The organism is uncultured Pseudosulfitobacter sp. (assembly GCF_963976325.1).
In the GTDB taxonomy this organism is placed as follows: domain Bacteria; phylum Pseudomonadota; class Alphaproteobacteria; order Rhodobacterales; family Rhodobacteraceae; genus Pseudosulfitobacter.
Genome location: NZ_CAXBJW010000001.1, coordinates 44,262 through 67,021 on the forward strand (window position 1 = coordinate 44,262; position 22,760 = coordinate 67,021).

25 protein-coding genes are annotated in these 22,760 nt (G+C 62.5%); 11 read left to right on the forward strand and 14 right to left on the reverse strand.

Translation table 11 applies throughout. The features are described 5' to 3' along the window. The first annotated feature begins 144 nt into the window (after positions 1–144). A complete protein-coding gene (locus AAC077_RS00240) occupies positions 145–654 on the forward strand; it encodes a winged helix DNA-binding protein (protein WP_339765690.1) in 510 nt (169 codons plus the stop codon). A 16-nt stretch (positions 655–670) separates the two neighbouring features. On the opposite strand, the gene AAC077_RS00245 is transcribed toward AAC077_RS00240, so the two are convergent. The 5 genes from AAC077_RS00245 to AAC077_RS00265 all read right to left on the reverse strand — a co-directional run bounded on the left by AAC077_RS00245 (position 671) and on the right by AAC077_RS00265 (position 4,843). Next, positions 671–1,378 (reverse strand): DUF1194 domain-containing protein, encoded by a 708-nt coding sequence (locus tag AAC077_RS00245; protein ID WP_339765692.1) that lies wholly within the window; start codon positions 1,376–1,378, stop codon positions 671–673. Continuing rightward, entirely contained in the window at positions 1,375–2,058 is a 684-nt protein-coding gene (locus AAC077_RS00250) for a DUF1194 domain-containing protein (RefSeq protein WP_339767889.1), read from the reverse strand. Before AAC077_RS00250 ends, AAC077_RS00245 begins: the two co-directional genes overlap by 4 nt. Before the next feature lie 40 nt (positions 2,059–2,098). After that, positions 2,099–2,527, reverse strand: a complete 429-nt coding sequence (locus tag AAC077_RS00255) for a VOC family protein (RefSeq protein ID WP_339765694.1) — start codon at positions 2,525–2,527, stop codon at positions 2,099–2,101. Positions 2,528–2,634: 107 nt separating this feature from the next. Further along, positions 2,635–3,984 (reverse strand): hypothetical protein, encoded by a 1,350-nt coding sequence (locus AAC077_RS00260; RefSeq protein WP_339765696.1) that lies wholly within the window; start codon positions 3,982–3,984, stop codon positions 2,635–2,637. Positions 3,985–3,988: 4 nt separating this feature from the next. Next, positions 3,989–4,843, reverse strand: a complete 855-nt coding sequence (locus AAC077_RS00265; protein WP_339765698.1) for a hypothetical protein — start codon at positions 4,841–4,843, stop codon at positions 3,989–3,991. A gap of 194 nt (positions 4,844–5,037) precedes the next feature. On the opposite strand from AAC077_RS00265, the gene thyX reads away from it, so the two are divergent. The 4 genes from thyX to AAC077_RS00285 all read left to right on the forward strand — a co-directional run bounded on the left by thyX (position 5,038) and on the right by AAC077_RS00285 (position 8,834). Then, positions 5,038–5,943, forward strand: a complete 906-nt coding sequence (gene thyX, locus AAC077_RS00270; RefSeq protein ID WP_339765700.1) for an FAD-dependent thymidylate synthase — start codon at positions 5,038–5,040, stop codon at positions 5,941–5,943. Further along, positions 5,940–6,740, forward strand: a complete 801-nt coding sequence (locus AAC077_RS00275; RefSeq protein WP_339765702.1) for a DUF4393 domain-containing protein — start codon at positions 5,940–5,942, stop codon at positions 6,738–6,740. Before thyX ends, AAC077_RS00275 begins: the two co-directional genes overlap by 4 nt. A gap of 550 nt (positions 6,741–7,290) precedes the next feature. Next, positions 7,291–8,469 (forward strand): cytochrome P450, encoded by a 1,179-nt coding sequence (locus tag AAC077_RS00280; RefSeq protein WP_339765704.1) that lies wholly within the window; start codon positions 7,291–7,293, stop codon positions 8,467–8,469. 83 nt (positions 8,470–8,552) lie between these two features. Further along, entirely contained in the window at positions 8,553–8,834 is a 282-nt protein-coding gene (locus AAC077_RS00285; protein WP_339765705.1) for a hypothetical protein, read from the forward strand. A 61-nt stretch (positions 8,835–8,895) separates the two neighbouring features. Here the strand turns inward: AAC077_RS00285 and AAC077_RS00290 are convergent, their stop codons facing one another. Further along, entirely contained in the window at positions 8,896–9,102 is a 207-nt protein-coding gene (locus tag AAC077_RS00290) for a cold-shock protein (protein WP_339765707.1), read from the reverse strand. A gap of 189 nt (positions 9,103–9,291) precedes the next feature. On the opposite strand from AAC077_RS00290, the gene AAC077_RS00295 reads away from it, so the two are divergent. Then, complete coding sequence (locus tag AAC077_RS00295; RefSeq protein ID WP_339767891.1) at positions 9,292–9,612, forward strand: ArsC/Spx/MgsR family protein; 321 nt, start codon at positions 9,292–9,294, stop codon at positions 9,610–9,612. Here the strand turns inward: AAC077_RS00295 and AAC077_RS00300 are convergent. The 6 genes from AAC077_RS00300 to AAC077_RS00325 form a co-directional block, all read right to left on the reverse strand. Next, positions 9,609–10,145 carry a DoxX family protein gene (locus AAC077_RS00300; RefSeq protein ID WP_339765709.1) on the reverse strand — a complete coding sequence of 179 codons (537 nt, stop codon included), beginning with the start codon at positions 10,143–10,145 and terminating at the stop codon, positions 9,609–9,611. The two genes, AAC077_RS00295 and AAC077_RS00300, sit on opposite strands and share 4 nt — an antisense overlap. Further along, a complete protein-coding gene (locus tag AAC077_RS00305) occupies positions 10,142–10,909 on the reverse strand; it encodes a DNA-binding domain-containing protein (RefSeq protein WP_339765711.1) in 768 nt (255 codons plus the stop codon). Before AAC077_RS00305 ends, AAC077_RS00300 begins: the two co-directional genes overlap by 4 nt. Continuing rightward, complete coding sequence (locus tag AAC077_RS00310; RefSeq protein WP_339765713.1) at positions 10,906–11,757, reverse strand: DUF692 domain-containing protein; 852 nt, start codon at positions 11,755–11,757, stop codon at positions 10,906–10,908. The genes AAC077_RS00305 and AAC077_RS00310 overlap by 4 nt, the downstream gene beginning before the upstream one ends. Before the next feature lie 65 nt (positions 11,758–11,822). Continuing rightward, complete coding sequence (locus AAC077_RS00315) at positions 11,823–12,128, reverse strand: DUF2282 domain-containing protein (protein ID WP_339765715.1); 306 nt, start codon at positions 12,126–12,128, stop codon at positions 11,823–11,825. Between the two features lie 251 nt (positions 12,129–12,379). Next, positions 12,380–14,362 carry a threonine--tRNA ligase gene (thrS, locus tag AAC077_RS00320; RefSeq protein ID WP_339765717.1) on the reverse strand — a complete coding sequence of 661 codons (1,983 nt, stop codon included), beginning with the start codon at positions 14,360–14,362 and terminating at the stop codon, positions 12,380–12,382. An 89-nt stretch (positions 14,363–14,451) separates the two neighbouring features. Then, positions 14,452–15,603, reverse strand: coding sequence for an MFS transporter (locus tag AAC077_RS00325; protein WP_339765719.1), 1,152 nt, complete (start codon positions 15,601–15,603; stop codon positions 14,452–14,454). Between the two features lie 208 nt (positions 15,604–15,811). On the opposite strand from AAC077_RS00325, the gene AAC077_RS00330 reads away from it, so the two are divergent. From AAC077_RS00330 to AAC077_RS00350, 5 genes are all read left to right on the forward strand, one after another. Then, positions 15,812–16,564 (forward strand): alpha/beta hydrolase, encoded by a 753-nt coding sequence (locus tag AAC077_RS00330; RefSeq protein ID WP_339765721.1) that lies wholly within the window; start codon positions 15,812–15,814, stop codon positions 16,562–16,564. Beyond that, positions 16,564–17,550 (forward strand): alpha/beta fold hydrolase, encoded by a 987-nt coding sequence (locus AAC077_RS00335; protein ID WP_339765723.1) that lies wholly within the window; start codon positions 16,564–16,566, stop codon positions 17,548–17,550. Before AAC077_RS00330 ends, AAC077_RS00335 begins: the two co-directional genes overlap by 1 nt. After that, positions 17,550–17,978, forward strand: coding sequence for a VOC family protein (locus AAC077_RS00340; RefSeq protein WP_339767893.1), 429 nt, complete (start codon positions 17,550–17,552; stop codon positions 17,976–17,978). The genes AAC077_RS00335 and AAC077_RS00340 overlap by 1 nt, the downstream gene beginning before the upstream one ends. A gap of 17 nt (positions 17,979–17,995) precedes the next feature. Then, positions 17,996–18,610, forward strand: a complete 615-nt coding sequence (locus tag AAC077_RS00345; RefSeq protein ID WP_339767895.1) for a hypothetical protein — start codon at positions 17,996–17,998, stop codon at positions 18,608–18,610. Between the two features lie 97 nt (positions 18,611–18,707). Beyond that, entirely contained in the window at positions 18,708–19,421 is a 714-nt protein-coding gene (locus AAC077_RS00350) for an alpha/beta hydrolase (protein WP_339765724.1), read from the forward strand. A gap of 43 nt (positions 19,422–19,464) precedes the next feature. Here the strand turns inward: AAC077_RS00350 and AAC077_RS00355 are convergent, their stop codons facing one another. Both AAC077_RS00355 and phaZ read right to left on the reverse strand, forming a co-directional pair. After that, positions 19,465–21,105 (reverse strand): ABC transporter substrate-binding protein, encoded by a 1,641-nt coding sequence (locus AAC077_RS00355; protein WP_339765726.1) that lies wholly within the window; start codon positions 21,103–21,105, stop codon positions 19,465–19,467. A gap of 213 nt (positions 21,106–21,318) precedes the next feature. Then, positions 21,319–22,647: a polyhydroxyalkanoate depolymerase gene (gene phaZ, locus AAC077_RS00360; RefSeq protein ID WP_339765728.1), complete on the reverse strand. Its 1,329-nt coding sequence runs from the start codon at positions 22,645–22,647 to the stop codon at positions 21,319–21,321. Positions 22,648–22,760 lie beyond the last annotated feature (113 nt).

Consider the following 22,760-nt stretch of genomic DNA (forward strand, 5'->3'; position numbering starts at 1 on the left):
GGCGCGGCACCCGGGAATTCGCCCTCTTATCCCTGCACAGAACGGCCGAAACCCCCACGCCCGTCCCCCCCAAACCCAACTTAACGGTTTCTTGTCAAATTCTCCTCATTCTCCCCCGCAGGATGAACGAGTCGGAGACACACCATGAGCATTCAACAGCCTGCGCCGCAGGTGCCCGGAGCTGCAAACAGCCCCCCGGGGAAAAGTTTCATATTCAGCTACCTCGAGGCGCTGTCGCTGGTCGAACGGCTGCACCGCCTGTTGCTGGACGTGATCAAGGATGAATTCGAACGCGTCGGCGTTCTGGAAATCAACGCCGTGCAGGCGCTGCTGCTGTTCAACATCGGCGACAACGAGGTGACGGCCGGCGAATTGAAAAGCCGCGGCTATTACCAGGGCAGCAACGTCAGCTATAACCTGAAAAAGCTGGTCGAAATGGGCTACATGCACCACCAGCGCTGCGAGATTGACCGCCGCTCGGTCCGCGTCCGCCTCACCGAAAACGGCCGCATGATCCGCACCACCGTCAGCGACCTGTTCGAACGCCACGCCGAAGGGTTGCAAGCCGCCAACGTGCTACAGGCCGACGGCATCGACGACATCACCGGCACCCTCAAACGCTACTGGACCGACCAGATCCGCTATATCTACTGACGCGGCAGGGCAGGGGCTACTCCAGCCGCCCGATCACCAGCGTCAGCAACTCGCGTTCCAGCTTGCGCTGCATCGCCTGCGCATAGTGTTCAAACCCCAGCGCGGTCTCGACAAAGGCATCGCGCCCGAAAATCACCTCGGCGCGAAAATACGAACTCAGCGGCCCGATCCCCGATTGCCGGTCGTCGCCGGTCGCGGGGGCATCTTCACCGATCACCAGCGCGTTGATGGTGATGTCGCGGCCCGCCAACAGGGTCTTCACATCGCGCGGACGCGGCCCCAAATTCGACCGCCCGTCGCCCGACACATCCAGCGTGCGCAGGGTGCAGTCGGTCTGCTCAAGCAAGGCCGCGCCATACAGCATCGCCGACCCCAACCCCGTCCCCGGCGACCGCGGCGCGCGCGTGGTGCTGCGCAGCGTGGCGATGATCCCGTCCAGCACCGCCTCGGATGTGACCGGCGTCCACGGCACCAGCAGCGTCACGTCGTCGGGGCTGCTCCATTCATAAACCGACAGCGCCACCGGACTGTCGGGCTGTTGCATCAGCGCCTGCCGCACCGACCCCGCATCCAGCGCCAGCGCCAGCCCGTCCAACTGCTGGCGGTACTCGCGCGCATCCACCGATCCCGACACATCCAGCGCCAGCGCCAGCGCCTGACGGCACGCCGCCTGCGCAGCCCCCCCAGCCACCAGCGCCCACAACAGCACCGCCAGCCGGATCATCCCGGCCCGCCGCCCTGAAACACAGGACGTGGCAACGCCCCGAACACCGGCGGCGACAGCTCGCGCACCAGCTTGCGGCGCATCGCGCGCTCGTAATCGTCGAACCCCTGCGCCACTTCCATGAACGCGCCCGGCCCGTGCAAAACCTCGGCCTTGTAAAAGGCGATCAGCCCCACCTCGGCCTCGTAATCGGCGGCGTTCACCACCAGCCCGTTGACCGTCACCGCGTCGAACCCAAACTCGCGGTACGCCGCCTGCGGGCCAAATCCCTCGTTGTTCTGCCCGTCGCCCGCCATGTCCAGCGTTTGCTGCAAACAGACAGGCCCGCGCGCCAGAACCCCCGCGCCGTACCCCAGCGCATAGCCCATCGCGGTGGGAAAATCATTATACGACCGCTGCGACGCGGCCACGGTTTCGGCCGCCATCAGCAAGTCCGCCGGTCCGCGCACCACGGTCCAGTCCAGCACCATTTCCTGATTGTACCGCCCCGACCACTCGTAAACCGCCAGCGCCACGGGGTCGTCGGTGGCAAAAAACGCCGCCCGAACCTCGGGCGCGGTCAGCGCCGCCACCAGCCCCTGCCGCTGCAACGTGTCCTCGGTGGCATCCACCGACGACGACACATCCAGCGCCAGAACCAGCGCCAACCGGCACTGTTCGGCGGCGGCGGGCAGGGCCATCAGGCCCCACCACAGTGCGATCAGGGCGCGCAGCACCGCCTTACCAGTGACCGGTGTTTTCCATGCTGGCCCACGGCTCTTGCGGGTCCAGCCGGTCACCGGCCTGCAACAGCTCGATCGAGATGTTGTCGGGCGAGCGCACGAACGCCATATGCCCGTCGCGCGGCGGGCGGTTGATGGTCACGCCATTGTCTTGCAGCGTTTGGCACATCGCATAGATGTCATCGACCTCATAGGCCAGATGGCCAAAATGACGGCTGTCATCGGGCAGCTTGTCATCCCCATCCCAGTTATAGGTCAGCTCGACAGGGCATTCCTCCTGCCCCTCGGGGGCCATGAAAATCAGCGAAAACCGCCCCTGTTCGCTGTCCATGCGGCGGGTCTCTTTCAGGCCCAGCATCTCGAAAAAGGCCATGGATTTCTCCAGATCCTTCACCCGAACCATCGTGTGCAAATACTTCAGCGCCATTGTCGCGTCCTTTCGTCCTTGAAGTTAGGACACAGACTAGCACGCACAGGGCTGAGGGCCAGAGCACATTGGCGTGCACATTGTGGTGGGACGCAGGGGCAGGGGGGTTAGAACACCGATTGAAAGCCGATGTTCACCCCGATGCTTTGCGTGTCGAACCGCCCGATGTTCGAATGGGTCCGGCTGACATCCAGCGTCACCTTGGGCGCAAAACCATAGCTGTCCAGATCAGAGAACAGGAACGATGTCGACAGGCTGGCGGCCACATCCTGCCGCGCGTCCGGTCCGTAAACTGCGTCGTCATAACTGCGGAATTGCCCGCTCAGCGACACCGATGTGCGCGCGCCCAGAACCTTCTGACCCAGAACATAGCTCAGCCCGACCTTGGCGCGGCTGTGCGTCAGCGTCTTGCTGTCGGTCACCGTGCGGCCCACTTCGGCATCCAGCGTCAGCCGTCCGTCGTCCGCCGTGGGCCGCGACCAGCTTAGCCCCAGCGATCCGGTGGTGCCCGACCGCAGGTCGTTGTCCTGCCGCTCGGCATAGCCGATGTCGGCCGACCAGGTCAGAAACCGGTCGTCGGGCAGGGCAAAGGTGCTGTTCCAGTCGGCCCGCACCTCGTCCGACAAATGACTGCCGCCATACCAGATGCGCCCGTAACTCAGGCTGTAGCCGTGGCGCGGTTTGCCCGGTCCGGTGGTGAAATCCCGCCCCACTTGCGCGCGCAGTTGCTGGTACAGAAAATCGCCTTCCTCGACGCCCGCAGGCACCGCGTCATCGGTCAGCATCACCCGTGTCTCTGCCCAGCTTAGGGCTGCATAATTGCGGTGGGTCTCGGTGATGTTGAAATTGTAACGCAGCCGCGCCTGTGACGAGATTTCGATCCCCGACAGCGGCACCGCCGTCGGATCGACAAAGACCAGCCCGCCCAAGACGATGGTGTTGTCACGCGGGGCGTTGTTGACGTTGTCGCTGGGCACCAGCCCAAAAGACAGGTTGACCGACCACGGATTGGCCATGCGCACGAACTGGTAATCACGGATCGCGCGGGCGCGGGTGGCCTCTGACGGCGCAACTTCGGCCGCACGGCGCAGCCACAACTGGGCACGTGTCTTGCGGTTGTCCGACGACAGCGCCTGCGCCATGGCCAGCGCCGCGCCGTATTTCTCGACATCGCGGTCGGCGGCCTTCCATGCCTGCCGCGCCGCACCCTGCGCCGCTTTGAAATCGCCCGTGGTCCGCAGCCCTTGTGCCAGCAAAATCAGGCTGGTGGCGTCTTGGGGGTCACGTGCGACCAGCACGCGGGTCAGCTCGACCGAGGCATGGGCATGGCCCTCGGACAAAAGCTTGGCCGCCGCCATCCGCGCCTCTTGCGGGCTTAGCGTCGTGGACTGCGCCACGGCGGGCGGGGCCGACCCCGACAGGGCCAGCACCAATCCCAGCGCCCCAGCGCGCCACATGGTGTTATTGCGTTGTGACAAAGCCGCCGACTTCGCGGACATCGTCGCCCTCGACAAACAGCACACCGGCAATCTCTTCGCCGTTCGGTCCGGCAAAGACACCTTCCCAGCTGCCGCTGCGCGTTGCGGTGCCGCCGACAAATTCGGTCGCTGTCGCACTGACAATGGTCTGCGTTTCAAAGTCGATGGTGCTGTCCTGCATCGAAATGAACCCGTCCAGCGTGCCGATCTGCGTGCCGGTGGTGTCATACAGCCGTCGGTTCCCCACCGTGCCGCCCACCGTGCCCGTGTCGTCAAAGTCGCCATAATCGACCCGCATCGTCACGTCACCGGTGACAAACTCGGCCAGGTTGCTGCCCCCGGGGCCCGCATCCAGCGTCGTGCGCACCGCGGCATACTCACCGTTGTACGAATAGATCCCCGTGGTCGGCAGCGTCGGGTTCGCCCCCAACCGCTGCGCGCCCGCACCGCCATAGCCGAACTGGACATAGGCCGTGGTCCCCGCCGCCGCCACCTGCGACTGACCGCTGTCCGACCGGCGGAACACGGCGAAATACTGAATCTCGTTGCTGCCCGGCGCAGGGTCGCTTTCATAGGCGTTGAACCCGTTGGCAAACGTCTCGGTCTGAATGCGCTTGTAGGCGTTTTCCGGATCGTCAAACGGAATGTTGTTGATCGTCAGCGTGTCCGACCCCGGGTCATAGGCAATGTTGTTCAACGTCAGAAACGTGCCTTCCTCGTCCAGATACGCACTGCCGGGGGTCTTGTCGTCGCCGTCTTCGACTGTGTTGAACGGGCTGCCATCGCCACACGCGGCAACCAACGCCAAAATGGCGATGCCTGAATAGAAACGGGTCATTTGCGACCACCTTTTTTTGAACTGCTGCCTCTTATTGCCCCCAAATTCACGGCAAACTCACACAAAGTCAACGAATCTGTGAACAACCCCCGCGCGATGTGTCTTAACGGCGACCACGATATAGCGGTTCACGGATGGCGCCCCGCTAGATAAGGTGAGCGCCTATCAGATTCTCTGCCAGAAGGATTCGCGCAATGCCGCTCAGCCCCGACCAACAAGCCGAAGTAGACGCCCTGCGTGACACCCCCCAGCAAACCCTGCGCGCCACCGTGCCCGGGATCGAGGCGCACCTCTACCGCGCGCATGACGTGCTCGACCACGGCTTTGTCCGCGTCATCGACTACATGGGCGACGATTCAGCCATCTGCCAGGCCGCCCGCGTGTCCTATGGCCGCGGCACCAAATCCGTCCAGAACGACGAAGGGCTGATCCGCTACCTGATGCGCCACTGGCACTCGACCCCCTTCGAGATGTGCGAGATCAAGCTGCACGTCAAACTGCCCGTCTTCGTCGCCCGCCAGTGGATCCGCCACCGCACCGCCAACGTCAACGAATACTCGGCCCGCTATTCGATCCTCGACCGCGAATTCTACATTCCCGCCCCCGATCACCTGAACGCGCAATCCGTGGTCAACAACCAGGGCCGCGGCGCACTGCTCGAGGGCGAAGAGGCCGCCCGCGTCCTCGACATCCTCAAGGCCGACAGCAACCGCGCCTACGACCACTACGAACAGATGATCTCCGAAGACGGCCAGTCCGGCCTCGCCCGAGAGCTGGCGCGCATGAACCTGCCCGCCAACATCTACACGCAATGGTACTGGAAGGTTGACCTGCACAACCTCTTCCACTTCCTGCGCCTGCGCGCCGACGCCCACGCCCAATACGAAATCCGCGTCTATGCCGATGCGATTGCCAACATCGTGGCCGACTGGGTGCCCGCGGCGTTCGGCGCCTTCGAGGACTACCGCATGGGCGGCGCGCAACTGTCGGCCAAGGGGCTGGACTGCGTGCGCCGGATGCTCAAGGGGGAAGAGGTGACGCAGGAGACGTCAGGGATGTCTAAGGGGGAGTGGCGGGAGTTTGAGGGGGTGATTGGGTGAGTAATGAAATTGAAAACGCTAAAGCTGCGTTAGGGGTCGCTGGTCAAATAGTTAGTCTAGCGAAGGAGTCCCCAGAGTTGACTGAAGCGGGCCAAAAGTTTGCTGACTCTGCTCTTGTACTGTCGAAAGCTGTTAACAATGTTTTACTACCAATTGCAGCAGTAAATTTTGCCTTCGACAAAGGACGTAAGTATTTTGATGAAAAGTTTCAGAAAGACCTAGAAGGAAAAGCATCTAATATTGCGCCAGAAGATGTTGTCGAACCAAAGGCTTCCGTTGCCGCTCCCGTACTTCAGGGTTTAGCATTTTCGCATGAAGAGCCAAGTCTGAAGGATATGTATCTGAGCCTATTGCGCACGGCCATGAACCGTAGCGAAGCCGATACGGCCCACCCCGCCTACGCAGAGGTTATTAAGCAGCTATCTGCGGTGGAGGCACCGCTTTTGCTTTTAGTGCTGAAAGGGAAAAGCCCTAGTCCTATCGTGAAACTGAACCGGAAAGTGGAAAGTGCTAAAGGTGAGGTATTGATAAAAAGCCATCTAATTCCTTGGATAGACGGAAGTGGAAATCAAAAAGAAATTCCCGGTGTTATTTCAATGATCGAAAATTGGAGGAGGTTGGGGTTGGTGGATATTCAATATGACGCGCACTTAACAAATGAGACATTATATGATTGGGTGACTTTGCGACCGGAGTATATCGCGCTAAAAGAGGAAATTGGAGATTCTCTGGAAATTGGCAAAGGATATTATTTAATCACTGAATTTGGAAAATCTTTTGCTAAAGCGGTTTCGTAGAGTGGAAATTTGTTTGGAGAAACTTCAAACTTACTTTTCCAGTTTCCCGCCCGGCGGCACCGCCGGGCAGCGCCCGAACCGCCCCCACGGGGCGGGCGCTTCGCACCAGCCCCTCGGTTCGGGCGCGGCCCTCTCCAAGCCACACAACCCAAACCACCTGCATCCCCGGCCCAATCCTTGCGGATTGTGCGTTCGGCCCTTTGAACAGTCCCCCGGACTGTTCAATCCGGCTGCGCCGGACCGCGCCTCCCGGGGCTCCGCCCGTTCGCGCCTGAAAACGTCCACTGGACGTTTTCCAAGACGGCGATTACCCCCCCAAATTAACCATTCCCGTTAACCCATCCTTAACCCGCTGCAAAATCCGTACACATCTCGCCCAAATACGTACAACACCGCAAAAACACGGGAATTTGTGCCAAATTCCCACCGCAATCTTGTACAAGATTGCCCGCGATACGTACAAATTCACCCCGTCCCACGCCGCGGATCGCCGCAAGAAACCGGCGTTAATCCCCCGTGCGTTCCGTAAATTCCGCGCTACACTGTCCCCATGATTGACCTTGCAAACCTTCCCGCCGGCTTCCACGAAAACCCGTTCCCTCATTACGACCGGCTGCTGGAAACCGCCCCCGTCTGCCCGCAGCCCGACGGCTCGGTTCTGCTGTCCCGTCACGCCGATCTTGGTGCCGTCTACAAGGACACCACCACCTTTACCTCCGACAAACGTGTTGTTTTCAAACCGAAATTCGGCGCGGGCACGCCGCTTTATGAACACCACACCACCTCGCTGGTGTTCAACGATCCGCCGCTGCACACCCGTGTGCGGCGCATCATGGCCTCGGCGTTGGCCCCGCGTGCCATTCAGCGCATGGAACCGGGCCTGATCGAAACCGTCGATCACTTGCTGGACAACCTGCCGCAACACGCTGATATTATTGAGGATTTCGCCTCGACCATCCCCATCCAGATCATCGGAAACCTGCTTGATATTCCCCAGTCAGAACGCGGTCCCCTGCGTGACTGGTCCCTGGCCATCCTTGGCGCGCTGGAACCCGTGCTGACCCCCGCCCAACTGGCCGCAGGGCAACAGGCCGTTTCGGAATTCAAGGAATATCTTCAAGGACTTATCGCCCGCCGCACCGCCCGCCCGGGCGATCCCGACACCGATGTTCTGACCCGTCTGATCCAGGGCGACAGCGACGGCACCCTGACCGAGATCGAGTTGATCCAGAACTGCATCTTCATCCTGAACGCAGGCCACGAGACCACCACCAATCTGATCGGCAACGGACTGGCCCTGCTGCACGATCATCCGGCGGAAAAGTTCCGTCTTATCAATGACATGGACCTGATCGCCCCCTGCGTAGAAGAGGTCCTGCGTTGCGCCTCGCCCAACCAGTTCGGCAACCGCACGGCCGCCACCGACTGTCAGATCGCAGGCCACCAGATTGCCGCCGGCACCAACCTGCACCTGTGCATCGGTGCCGCCAACCGTGACCCCCAAGCCTTTGAGAACGCAGATGTTTTCGACATCACCCGCAGCCCCAACCGTCACCTTGCCTTCGCCGGCGGCCCCCACGTCTGCGTCGGCCTGACCCTCGCCCGCATGGAAGGCCGCATCGCCATCGCGCGCTTTGTGCAACGCTATCCCAATTACACCATCACATCCCGCACACAGGGCGGCCGCATCCGCTTTCGCGGCTACACGTCCCTTCGTGCAACCCTGTGAAACTACAGAAAAAACTGGACAGGTTAACGAAGTGTAGCCAAACTAAGATGCATTGAACGCCCTTCATCCGAGACGAGGATCACATGCACATAAAATCCATTTTGACCGCCGCATTCGGCCTGACCCTGCTGGGCACCATGCCCGCACTGGCCTCTGACACCCCCGCGATCTATGCCTATCCCAGCAGTGCCAATTACTGCCCCGCCGGCCTGCAACCCATTACAATCAATGGCGTAATCTGCTGCGGCACCCCGAACCAGCCGGTGACCTACAGCCAGGTCATGCAACACCCGGTCCAGCGCGTCAAAGCCCGTCAAAGCACCTACGACTGCCCCATCGGCACCAAGGGCTGCACCTACGACTGACCCCACCTCATCAGATCAACAGGCCCGATCCAACGTCCGGGCCTGTCGACCTGCACGGGTTTCACAGCAACGTCAAATCCGAAGCCATCTGCCGCCCGTCGCGGCCTTCGGACAGTTCGAAGCTGACCTTCTGATTGTCGGCCAGGCCCGTCAAACCGGATCTTTCCACTGCTGAAATATGTACAAAAACATCATTGCCGCCCTCGTCCGGTGCGATGAAGCCGTAACCTTTTGTGGTGTTGAACCACTTCACGGTGCCAGTTGGCATATTCCCGTGCCTCCTTCTGCCTTACATTCACTCCCGTGACCCCACGGGACATTGCCGTGACTTCGCAAGGGGTTCAGGCCCGATGCCACCGCCACACCTATCAAGATTGTTCAACCTTGGAAAAAATCAAGAAAAAGCCATGCAATCGGGGGGCAGATTTCCTATGTCATGCCCAATAGGAGGACAATGATGCGGATTTATGGGCTGAAAACATGCGACACCTGCCGCAAGGCGATCAAGGCATTGCCGCATGCGACCTTTGTGGATGTGCGCAAGGACGGGGTGCCGGGCGACGTTATGGCGCAGGCGCAAGCGACCTTTGGCGATGCGCTGACCAACACCCGCAGCACCACCTGGCGCGGGCTGGATGATGCCGCACGGGCGCTGCCGCAGGCGACACTGCTGGCGGAACATCCCGCGTTGATGAAACGCCCGCTGATCGTGGACGGCGACCGGATGCATCTGGGCTGGGACGCGGCCACACGTGATGCACTGGGCGTTGATGGCTAGCGCCGCGCCGACCTCAGGGCCGCATCCAGGCTGACCGGCCCTGCGCCCTTGATCACCAGGATCAGCAGCAACAACACCCACAGCGCACGTTGATCCAGAATCGCGGCACCCGAGACATGGTCGAACCACGCGCCTGTGGCCTTGGCGCCTACGTCATGGCCGTGAATGTCCACGTAACTTTGAACTGCGACAAACACGATCATTCCCAGCGCCGCCAACCGCGTCAGCAACCCGATGGCAATGCACAGCGGCAGCAGAAATTCCGCCCATGTGCCCAGCACCGCAATGGGCCAATAGCCCCAGCCCAGTTGCGTGGCATCATAGTTCACCGCTTCGACCGCCTTGGGGAACATCTGCACATAGGCGGTGTCCGACAGCCACACCAACCCCGCTACGCCGTCACCCAGCTTGGTCAGGGCCGACACCCAGAAATACAGCAGCAGCACGCCGACAAACACCACACGCGCCAGCGTGGGCAGCAGCCAGTCGGCGCGGTCCAGGGTGGCGGTCAGGCGGGTGTATCGCTGGATCATGCAGGGTCTTTCGCAGAGGGGTCCAACATCAGGCCGGTCACAGCGTTCTGCGCAAACAGCAGCGCCATCGCAGCCGCAATATCGCAGTCGGCATCGACCGTGGTCGCCGTGTCCTGTGCTGCGTCCAACGTCGCGCCGGACATCAACGCCGCAACCCACGCGCCTTGGGCCGGGGACAGGGCGTGCGGGGCGGGGTCGTATTCGGCGCGGGTGACCAGAACGTACTGCGCCACGGGCTGCGGCTTGGGCGCGCCGTCCTCGGTGTTGAACCGCCAGATGTCAAAAAGCGGCCAGGCCGAAGGGATCAGGTGCACGGCAGGCGCAAAAGCCAACTGCACCGCGCCAAGCGCGTCCGTCGCCAGATCGCCAAGGCGGGCGGCATCCAGCGGCACGCTGTCGGCGGCGTGGTAGGACAGGCGCAGCGCCTGTTCCAGCCGCGCCACATCGCCCAGATAGCCCAGATGCGAAAGCTGCGGCACCTCGGCCAGAAAGCTGTCAAAGCCCGCGCCATAGCGTTGCATGATTGGCTCGCTGGGGGGCTGGGCGCGGATAAACGCCCCCGCCACGATGTCGAAATTCTGCGCCCCGATCAGCTTGCGCACCACCGGAAACCCTGCGCGCATCACATCCGTCAGCGATTGCATCACGTTGTTGCGGTAAACGTCAAAGCGTTTGCCGGCCGGCGCGCCGCGTCCGTCGGTCAACCCGTCGGGGGCGGGCTGCTCAGGGTCCAGCAGGGCGGTGTAAAACGGCGCTTGTTTCATGCAGGCGCCAGCGCATCGGCGACGCGGTCGGCCTCGGCGCGCAGGGTGGGCCAGTCGGGCACGTCGTTGTCCCATTCGACCAGCACCGGCTTTGGCCCCGTGCGCGCCAGAACGCGGCCCAGCAAGGTCCAGACCGCACCCGCCACAGGCGCACCGTGGCTGTCAATCAGAAGCGGCGCGCCGTGGTCGTCGGCATCTTCGGCATGGCCACCCACGTGCAATTCGCCCACGGCCTCAAGCGGGTAGGCGTCGATATACGCCTCGGGGCTGGTGCCCAGATTGGTGGCGGAAATGAACACGTTGTTCACGTCCAGCAGCAGCCCACAGCCGGTGCGGCGCACCAGTTCGGCCAGGAAATCGGTTTCCGACCATGTGCTGTCGTCAAAGGCCAGATAGCTGGACGGATTTTCCAGCAGCATCTGGCGGCCCAGCGTGTCCTGGACCTGCGCAATATGCGCCGCCACATGGGCCAGCGTCGCATCGGTATAGGGCAGGGGCAGCAGGTCGTTCATGTACTCGGCCCCATGGGTGGACCACGCCAGATGTTCGGAAAAGCTGTCGGGTTTCAGCCAGTCGCACACGTGTTTCAGCCGCGCCAGATGGTCAGTGTCCAGATCCTGCGTGCCGCCGATGCTAAGCCCCACGCCATGCACCGAGGTGGCAAATTGTTCGGACAGTGCGCGCAGTTGCGCGATCTGCCGGCCCCCGTCGCCCATGTAGTTTTCGGCATGCACCTCGATCCAGCGCACGGGGCCGGGATCATCGGTCAGCCCCTGAAAATGCGCAGGCTTGAACCCGACGCCGGGGGCGTTTGGCAATGTGTTGGGGGGGCGGCGTGCGTCCAGCATGGGGGGTGGCCTTTCACGCAGGGGGGCGTGCACCGGGCCGGATTGGACCCGGTGCAACAGGTGCCTTAGGCAGAAGGCAGATCGCGGTCCAGCTCTTCCAGCGCGCCGGTGCGCGGGGTGCCGTCGGCCATCGCGGGCAGGTCAATGTCGGTGCAGGTGCCCGCATCGACCAGCGTCCAGGCGTTGCCTTGGTAATCCACGGTCGAGGTGCCCGCACAGGTGGTGCCTTCGCCCGCCTTGCACGAGTTTTCACCCGCCAGCGACACGCCATAGCATTTCTCTTTGGTCGCGGCGCTGACGCTTGTGGTTTGCGCTGTCATCGCAGCGGCAACAGCGCCCAGCAGGGCGGCGGTTTTCATGGTGTTGGACATCTTCAATCTCCCTTAAACATATCACTTTGGTGCGGGCACTGACGGCCCTTGCATCCAGAGTAGTGGTGCGTCTGTGTACTCTACCACTCACGAGGCTGTTATTCACATGTGTGTTAGCTGGTGGCCGCACAAGTGGGGCAAATCTTACAGGATTTCGGCAATCCGGCCACAGCATCGCGGGCTTTGATCGTGTTCTGTAACAATTTCTGCGGCGCGGCACCGGGGCTGATGCCGGTGCCGCGCCAAATGTGTCAGGCTTTCTGGTCGGGCGGGGTGGCTTCGTCCGCCAGCGTCACCAGAACGTCGTCCAGCGATTGCACGCTGGTCTGTTTTTCGCCCAGACGCCGCACGGACAGGGTGCGTTCCTCGACCTCGCGGGCACCCACGGCCAGGATGACGGGCACCTTGCCAACCGAATGCTCGCGGACCTTGTAGTTGATCTTTTCGTTGCGCAGATCCGCCTCGGCGCGCACGCCGCGCGCTTGCAGGGCGGCGACGACCTCTTGCACATAGTCATCCGCATCCGAAATGATCGACGCCACCACAACCTGACGCGGGGCCAGCCAGAACGGCAGCTTGCCTGCGTGCTCTTCGATCAGGATGCCGATGAAGCGTTCAAAACTGCCCAGCGTTGCGCGGTGCAACATGAACGGGCGCGCCTTGGCCCCGTCCTGCGCGATATAGGTCGCGTCCAGCCGTTCGGGCAGGTTGGGGTCAACCTGGAACGTGCCACACTGCCAGACCCGGCCAATGGCGTCGGTCAGGTAAAAGTCCAGCTTGGGGCCGTAGAACGCGCCGTCGCCGGGTTCCAGCGTGTAGGTGCGGCCGGTCTTGCGGATCGCTTCTTCCAGCGCGTTTTCGACGTAATCCCACGATTCCTCGGTGCCCACGCGCTTTTCGGGGCGGGTGGCGAATTTGATCTCGAAGGTGGGAAAGCCCAGCTCGGCATAGATGTCGGCCAGGAATTCGATGAACCGGGCGCATTCGGTTTCGATCTGATCCTCGGTGCAGAAGATATGGCCGTCGTCCTGGGTAAAGCCGCGCACCCGCATGATGCCGTGCAATGCACCCGAGGGTTCAAACCGCGCGCAAGACCCGAATTCGGCCAGCCGCAGCGGCAGGTCGCGGTAGGATTTCAGGCCCTGATTGAACACCTGCACGTGGCAGGGGCAGTTCATGGGTTTCAACGCGTTGATGCGGGTTTGCGCCTTGTTCTTGACCTCGGCGTCGTCGTTTTCACCATCGCGGCTTTCGTCCACCTCGACGATGAACATGTGATGCTGGTACTTGTCCCAGTGCCCCGACGCTTCCCACAGCTTGCGGTCCACGACCTGCGGTGTGTTGATCTCGCGGTAGCCGCCCGCGCGTTGCTTGCGGCGGACATAGTCCTGCAACTCGGTGTAGATGGTCCAGCCGTTCGGGTGCCAGAACACCTGACCGGGGGCTTCCTCCTGCATGTGGAACAGGTCCATCTCGCGGCCCAGCTTGCGGTGGTCGCGTTTGGCGGCTTCTTCCAGCATGTTCAGATGCGCGCGCAGCTTTTCCTTGCCGGTGAAGGCCACGCCGTAGATGCGTTGCAGCATCTGGCGGCTGCTGTCACCGCGCCAGTAGGCACCGGCGATCGACATCAGCTTGAACGCGTCGCCCGGAACCTGTCCGGTGTGTTGCAGGTGCGGACCGCGGCACAGATCCTGCCAGTCGCCGTGCCAGTACATGCGCAGCGGCTCGTCGCCGGGAATGCTTTCGATCAGCTCGACCTTGTAGGGCTCGCCCCGGTCTTCGTAGTATTTGATCGCAACATCGCGCTCCCAGACCTCGGTGCGGACGGGATCGCGTTTGTTGATGATCTCTTTCATCTTCTTTTCGATCTCGCCCAGATCTTCGGGGGTGAAGGGTTCGGCGCGGTCAAAGTCATAGTACCAGCCGTCCTTGATGACGGGGCCGATGGTGACCTTGGTATCGGGCCAGATTTCCTGAACGGCGCGGGCCATGATGTGCGCCAGATCGTGGCGGACCAGTTCGTTGGCCTGCTCGTCGTCCTGCATGGTGTGAATGGCGATCTGCGCGTCGGCGTTGATCGGCCACTGCAAATCCCAGTGCTGGCCGTCTACGGTCGCGCTGATGGCCTTTTTGGCCAGTGATTTGGAAATGCTTTCCGCGACTTCGGCGGCGGTGATGCCGGCATCATAGTCGCGTGCGTTGCCGTCGGGAAAGGTAAGGGAGACTTGGGCCATCTTGGCACTCCTCGTCAGTTTGGCGCCCACGGAACGCCCGGTTGCGGGTTATATGTGTGCCAGCCTTTTGGCGGGGCTGCGCGGCTGCGTCAAGGGGCAGGGGCAGCCGATGGTGACATTCGTGCCGACAGCAGCAGATGCGCAAGGGCCGCCACCATGCCGACGGTCGCGGCAAATCCCAATGCGGACAGGCCCGCGTGCGACAGCACCCAGCCGCCGATGGCCGATCCGACGGCCGCGCCCACATAGATGGCGGCCGCGTTCAGCGCCAGCACCACGGTGGCCTGCGATCCGGCCAGCCCGATCAGCCGCGTTTGCTGGGCGGCCATGAACGCCCAGCCGGTCATCGCCCACACAGTCGTCAGGCCCATCAGCATGATGTCCGACAGGGGCAGCAGCGAATAGACCGGCAACAGCACGATCTGGCACAGGCACAGCGACACCAGCGTGCGCTTCCATCCCAGCCGGTCGGTCAGCAGACCGCTGGCCAGATTGCCGATCACGGCCCCCACGCCCGACACCGCCAGCACCAGCGTCACGCCGTTGCGGCCATAGCCCATGGTTTCGCTCAGCAGCGGGGCCATGTAGGTGTAAAGGATATAGGTCGCCCCCAGGAACGAGCTGGTGAACAGCACCGCAAGGATCATCCGCAAATTGCCCAGCACCTGACGCAGATCGCGCAGCGTGATCGGCTGAAACTTCAGACCCGCAGGCACATGGCGCCAGATCATCGCAATGCAGGGCAGGGCAAGGGCCACAACGCTCCAGAACCCCCAGCGCCAGCCAAAGGTATAGGCGATGTAGCTGCCCGCAGGCACGCCCAGCACCTGTGCCACGCTGAAACCGAAGAACACCATCGCCAGCACCCGCGCGCGTTGCTGGGGCGGGAAAAGTGCTGCGGCAGTGGCGGCGGCCACCGGCGTGAACAGCCCCGCCCCCGCAGCGGCCACGACGCGGGCCATATTCAGCACCAGCATCGACGGCGCCAGCGCCGACATCAACGCGGCAAGGCCGAACAACGACAGCCCCAGCGCCATCACCCGCCGTCGCCCGATGCGGCCCGTTACGGCGACCAGCACCGGCGACAGCACCGAATAGGCCAGCGCGTAGACGGTCAGAAGCTGTCCGGCGTGGGCGGGCGTGATGTTCAGGTCGGCACCCAGCGGCTCCAGCATACCGATGATGATGAACGCCCCCACGCCGATCAGAAAGTTCGACAGGGTCAGGACGGGGATCAACATTTTCGGGGGCGCTTGCATGAATTTGCTTGTGATCCACAAGCGTAGAAAGCGCAAGGTACACCAGCGGCGGGTGGCTTTGACGTTAGGTCATAGCGGGCCGTGCGAGAGCGGGGAAGCCGTCCGGGGGTGGCTTTGCCAAACAATACGGTTGAACGCGCCCCGCTCCCTGCGCAGACTGCGGCCAACATCCCACCCCAAGGAGCCGCACATGTCCGACCCGCAGTATCTGGAAACGCTACAAGGGCGTCGCATCGCCTATCATCTGACGGCGGGGGACGGCCCTTGCGTGGTGTTTCTGGGCGGGCTTAAATCCGATATGGAAGGCACCAAGGCGGTGCATCTGGAAGCATGGTGTGCTGCCCAAGGTCGTGCGTTCCTGCGGTTCGACTATTCCGGCCACGGTCAAAGCAGCGGGACATTCGAGGAAGGCTGCATCGGCGACTGGGCCGAGGACACGGCGGCGGCGATCACCACGCTGACGACGGGCAAGGTGATCCCCGTAGGGTCGTCCATGGGCGGCTGGCAATCGCTGCTGTTCTGCCGCGCGCACCCCGAACGGGTCGCGGGGCTGGTGACCATCGCGGCGGCACCGGATTTCACCGAGGACGGATATTGGGCGCACTTCACCGACGCGCAAAAGGCGGCTCTGGAGCGTGACGGGCAGATTGCCATGCCGTCGGACTATATGGAGCCGTACATCATCACCAAACGGATGGTCGACGACGGGCGCACCCGTCTGGTGCTGCGCGATCCGCTGCCGTTGCCCTTTGCCGTGCGCTGCCTGCAAGGCACCGCCGACAGCGCCGTCAGCACCGAAACCGCCGTGCGCCTGCTGAACCACGCCGACAGCCCCGACATGCGGCTGCTGCTGGTCAAGGACGCCGACCACCGTTTTTCCGATGGGCCGTGCCTGGGGCTGATCGAACAGGCGGTGACCGATGTCATCGCGGCGGCGGTCTGATGGCGCGCGCGCTGGGCTGGGTGTTTGTGGGGCTGCTGGTGGCGGTGGCCGCACTGGTGGCCTTTGGCCCGCGCGAACCGGCACCGCTGGACATGTATTTCGACACGGCGCAGTTCGACAACGGTGTCGCGGCCCATTTCGCCCGCACCGAGGCGCGCTTTGATGACATCACGCCGGGCACCGAAAAGCGGGTGATCTGGGCGGGTGAGCCCGAGGCCAGGACCGAATGGTCGGTGCTCTATGTGCACGGCTTTTCCGCAACGTCCGAAGAAATCCGCCCCGTGCCCGACCGCGTGGCGCAGGCGCTGGGCGCGAACCTGATCTACACCCGTCTGCAAGGTCACGGGCGCGGGCCTGCCGCGATGGCCGAGGGCACCGTTGCGGGCTGGATGGCCGACATGGCCGAAGGGCTGGCCGCCGCGCGGGCGCTGGGTGACAAGGTGCTGCTGATCGGTACGTCGACCGGAGCCACGGTGATCACGGCGGCGGTGAACAGCCCGGTGCATATGGACAACGTCGCGGCGGTGGTCCTTGTCTCGCCCAACTATGGCATCAACAACCCCTTTGCCCGCATCCTGACGTGGCCTGCCGCGCGCACATGGGCACCATGGATCGCCGGCGACACCATCCGCTTTGCCCCGCGCAATGACGGGCAGGCGAAATATTGGACCACGTCCTATCCCTCTGTCGCCACCCTGCCGATGGGCGCGCTGATCAAGGCGGTGAACGCGCTGGACCACGGGCTGTTCCTGACGCCTGCCTTGTTCTGGTATTCCGACAACGATCAAGTGGTGCAGGCCGAGGCCACCGACCGTATCCGCCGTCAGTGGGGGGCCGACTGGGGCACCGTGGCGACCCGCGCCTATCCCGATCTGCAACCGGGCGATGACCCCGCCGCCCATGTGGTCGCGGGGGCTATCATGTCGCCCGGCCAGACGGATATGATGGTCGCGGGCATTCTGGGATGGTTGAAGGAGATTGAATGATGGAACAGCGGATCAGCCTGATCACCCTTGGGGTGCACGATATGACGGCGCAGGCGGCGTTTTACACGGCGCTGGGCTGGCAGGCGGTGGACAGCCCCGACGGGGTCGTTGCCTTTGACCTGATCGGGCAGACGCTGGGCCTGTACCCGCTGGCCGATCTGGCGCGTGATCTTGGGTTGCCCGAGGGCGAACTGGGGCGCGGGGCGATGACGCTGTCCTATAACGTGCGCGCCAAGGACGAGGTGGCCCCGCTGCTGGCCCGCGCCGAGGCGGCGGGCGCGCGCATTCTGAAGCCCGCGCATGACGTGTTCTGGGGCGGGCATATCGGATATTTCGCCGACCCCGAGGGCCACATCTGGGAGGTGGCGCACAACCCCTTTGCGCCGCTGGGACCGGACGGCGCATTTCAGTGGAACGGGGCCGCCTGATGCGCCCGCCGCGCAGTATGCGCGGGCTGGAAGAGCTGGGGCGCGTCAGGCTGTCGAAACATTTCTACATGCGCGATTTTCTGTATTCCGAGATCGGCAGCCTGCACGGCATTCCCAATGTGCCCGTCGATCCCGACCTTGCCATCGCCAACGGGCGGATGCTGTGCACCGAACTGCTGGACCCGCTGACCGAAACCTTTGGCCGTCTGGCGATCCGGTCGGGCTATCGGTCGCCTGAGCTGAACCGCTTTGGCAACGAAAACGCGCTGAACTGTGCGCGCAACGACAACCCGATGGAATGCCACATCTGGGACCGGGCCGGGGGCGCGGATGCCATTGCGGGCACCTCGCTGGCGATCCCGTGGTTTTCCGACCGCTATGCGCAGGGGCGCGACTGGCGCGATCTGGCGTGGTGGCTGCACGACCATCTGCCCTATTCCGCGATCTGGTTCTTTCCCAAGCTGTGCGCGTTCAATCTGGACTGGCGGCCCACACCGCTGCGCACCATCTCAAGCTATATCGCGCCACGGGGGATGCTGTTGCGGGCAGGGGATGCGCCTGAGGAGGGGCAGGAGGCAAGGCATGCGCGCTATGCGGATTTTCCCAGCTATCGCGGGTTGGAGTTGCCTTAGGCAGGTGCTTGCCCCCCGCAAGGGTTAACACTTGTGACAGACGCGCGCATACGACATGGTGCCGGACAAACGCAGCAGCAAAAAGCGCGAGACAGGCATGGCCGAACCCTTGGTCCTTATCCCCGGAATGATGTGCGATGCACGCGTATTCCACGATCAGATAGCGGCCTTTTCCAACGACATTTGTGTGACCTTCGCGCCGGTGACCCAAGGCGAACGGATCGAAGAGATTGCATCGAACCTGCTGGATCAGCTCCCCGCGCGCTTTGCCCTTGCGGGACTGGGATTTGGCGCGATGGTCGCAATGGAAATCCTGCGCCGTGCGCCTGACCGTGTGACCCGCCTTGCGCTGATTTCGACGAATGCGCTGGCGGAAACACCGCAAATCGCAGCAGACCGCGAAGCGCAGATAGTGGCTGCGCGCAGTGGTCGGATGCGCGAAGCGATGCCTTCGATTGCCCGAACCCAAGATCTTGCGCGGACAGAGTGGAGTGCGACGGCGAGATCGTTGATGAGCTATATGGCGCGCGATCTGGGTGCGGATGTATTCGTGCGCCAGTCGCGCGCAATGCAACGGCGCCGTGACCAGCAAAGCACCTTGCGCAAATGCAAGGTTCCGACGCTGGTGCTGTGCGGAGCCCATGACGCGGAAATGGCGGTCAAGCACCACAACTTCATCGCGGAACTGATCCCCTATGCCAAGCTGGTGGTCCTGGAAAGCTCGGGCCATATGCCAACGCTGGAACAGCCCGAAGACACCACCGAGGCGCTGAAAGAGTGGATGAAACAGCCGCTGGTTCTGCGCAGCTAAAGGGGTCCGACCCGCCACCGGATCGGACCCCTTGGCACGGGACTTAAGCCGCGTAACCCAGTTTGGCGACGTGAATTTCAAACGTCGGGTGCATTTCCGCACCGATCACCTCGGGCTTGTGATGGCGGTAGATCGAACGCCAGTAAGGCTGCACGATCACCCCTTCGTCCTGCATGATCTTTTCGATCTTGGCCATCACCTCGCGGCGCTGGTCCGCATCGGCAATCGCCAGCGCGTCGCTCAGCAGGCTGTCGAATTCGGCGTTGGAAAACGCGGTTTCGTTCCATGCCTCGCCCGAGCGGTAGGCCAGTGCCAGAACCTGCACACCCAAGGGCCGCTGCGCCCAGTCGGTGGACGACAGCGGATATTTCAGCCAGTCGTTCCAGAAGGTCGAGCCGGGCAGGATCGTGCGTTTCACGTTGATACCGGCGTCGCGCAGCATGGCGGCGGCGGCGTCGGTGGTGTCCTTGCGCCATGTGTCGTCGATCGAAATCAGCTCGTGTTCGAAATCGCCCATACCTGCTTCTTCCATCAGCGCCTTGGCGGCGGCGGGGTCAAAGACGGGGGCGGGCAGTTCGGCGTATTCGGGATGGATCGGCGACACATGGTGGTTTTCGGCCACGCGCCCGTTGCCCGCAAACCCCAGCTCCAGCAGCACGCTGTTGTCGATGGCCATGGCCAGCGCGCGGCGCACGCGGGCGTCGGCATAGGGCTTTTTGCCGTCAATCTCGGCCTCTTGATTGGCGCGGATCACCACGGTGTTGGCGGTGACGGCTTCGGATTTGTTCCAGCCGATGTCGTCCAGGATCGGGATGAACTCGCCGATGCTTTCATAGATCATGTCAACCTCGTCCGCGTCGACAGCGGCCACGATGCTGGCCTGATCGGTGCCAAAGTCCAGATATTCGATGCGGTCCAGATAGGCGCCTTCGCCCCACCACTGGTGGTCGGTGTTCTTGACCAGAACCGCGCGGTTGCCAACCTCGAATTCCTCGGGCAGGTAGGGGCCGGTGCCGATGGGGTTGTCCAGCGGGTCGCCGTTGAACGACTGGTGCACGATGGCGGCGGGGTAGTCGGAAAAGCCTGCAATCAGGGTGATGTCAGGCTTGGCCGGTGTCAGAACCACGGTGTTTTCATCGGCCACGGTGATCGCCCCCTCTCGGGCCGTGCCGGTTTCTTCGTCCACCAGCGACGACATGCGCGAGGCCATCGAATTGCCCTCGACGCTTTTCTCGCACCAGCGGGCGATGTTGAACGCCACGTCCTCGGCGGTAAAGGCGTCGCCGTTGCTCCAGGTCACGCCGGGGCGGACCTTCAGCGTGTATTCGGTGGCGTCGTCGTTGACCTCCCAGCTTTCCAGCAGGGCCGGTTTGAAGCTGCCGTCGATCTGGTATTCGACCAGATATTCCAGATAGCCACGGGTAAAGTTCGACATCTGCGGCCAGTCATAGGTGCGCGGATCTTTCAGCGCCTTGACCGAGGATTCGATGCGCAGCGTGCCACCCGACTGGGCGTGGGCGGCGGCATGGGCCGGCTTGGACAGACCCAGCAACCCATAGGCGGCGCTGGCGCTGACACCCAATGCGGTGGCGCGTGTCATGAATTCGCGACGCGACAAGGTGCCCGCGGACACTTCGGCGGCATAGTCACGTGCGGCGGGATGGATGGTTTTGGAAACTTTCATGAAACTCTCATCTTTTGTGGTGAGTAGTTTAAAGCGGTGCGCCAGAATAGGGCGGGGCCGCTTCGAACGCGGTCATCGCGCTCTTTCGTCATGGTCCATGAAATAGTGTAAAAGCGACAATTTCAACAAAAACGACAATGTAAAATGAAAAGCGCCCCGCCGGTGTTATCGGCGGGGCGCTTTGTCGGATTGTTGCGATATGTCAGAGAGGTGTCAAACCGGTTGGTCGGTCGTTCCGTTCTTGCGCAGTGCCTTGGGTGTTCCATCCGGCTTTTGCGTGGTGTTCGCTGCTGCCTTGGCAGGCGCATCGGTGCCGCTGTTCTTCTTGATGAACTCCAGCACCATCGGGCGGATGTTGTTGCGCCAGCTGCTGCCCGCGAAGATGCCGTAGTGACCGGCGCGGGGTTCCACGTGGCTGGCTTTCTTTTCGTCCGGCAGGCCGGTGCACAGGTCCAGCGCCGCGATGCACTGGCCGGGGGCGGTGATGTCGTCCTCGCCGCCTTCGACGGTTTTTACGGCCACCGTGGTGATCTTGCCGATGTCGACCTGACGGCCCGCGACCACGAATTCGTTCTTGGCAATCTCGTGGTTCTGGAAGATGCGTTCGACCGTGGACAGGTAGAATTCTGCGGTCATATCCATCACGGCAAGGTATTCGTCGTAGAATTCGTTGTGCTTGTCGTGGTCAGACGCTTCGCCGCGTGCGGCGCGCGAGATCTGGTCGTTGAACGCCTTGGCGTGTTTGTCCGCATTCATCGAGATGAACGACGACAGTTGCAACAGGCCCGGATAGACGTTCCGGCCGACCCCGGCAAACTTGAACCCGACGCGCTGGATCATCGCCTTTTCAAGCTGGCCCATGGTGACGCTGTGGCCAAAGTCGGTCACCTCGGTCGCCGCAGCGCCCGGATCAATCGGGCCGCCGATCAGTGTCAGGCTGCGCGGTTGGGCTTCGGGTTCTTCTTCGGCCAGATAGGCGGTTGCAGCCAGTGTCAGCGGGGCAGGCTGGCACACCGCGATCACGTGGGTGTCCGGCCCCAGATGTTTCATGAAGTTCACAAGGTACAGCGTGTAATCTTCGATGTCGAACTTGCCGGCGCTGACAGGGATGTCGCGGGCGTTGTGCCAGTCGGTGATATAGACATCACAGTCGGGCAACAGCGAAATCACGGTTTTGCGCAGCAGCGTGGCATAGTGGCCCGACATGGGGGCAACCAGCAGCACGGTGGGTTTGTCATCGCTGTGGCCTGCCACGTCAAAGTGGATCAGGTCGCCAAAGCTGTCTTCGACAACCTTTGTGACCGACACGATGTGGTCCTTGCCGTCTTTGGCGGTGAAGTGCGGGATGTTCCAGTCGGGTTTGACAACCATGCGCTGGAAACTGCGCTCGGTGACTTCGCCCCATGCGCGCATCCATTCGAATGCAGGGTTTGGGATCATGGAGAAGGCAGGGTATGATCCCATCGCAAGGGCCGAAGCGCCAAGCCATTGATTCGTCGTTCTGATTGTCTCCATCAGATCATATGTGGCCATGTTACGCATTTCGGGTCTCCTGTTTCTGCCGGGTGTGCCCGGCGCAGTCGTCGCATAGCCTCCCCGAAGTCGGCGACGTAATAAAGGGTACGATACTACATAATGCTGCAACTGCAAAGTAC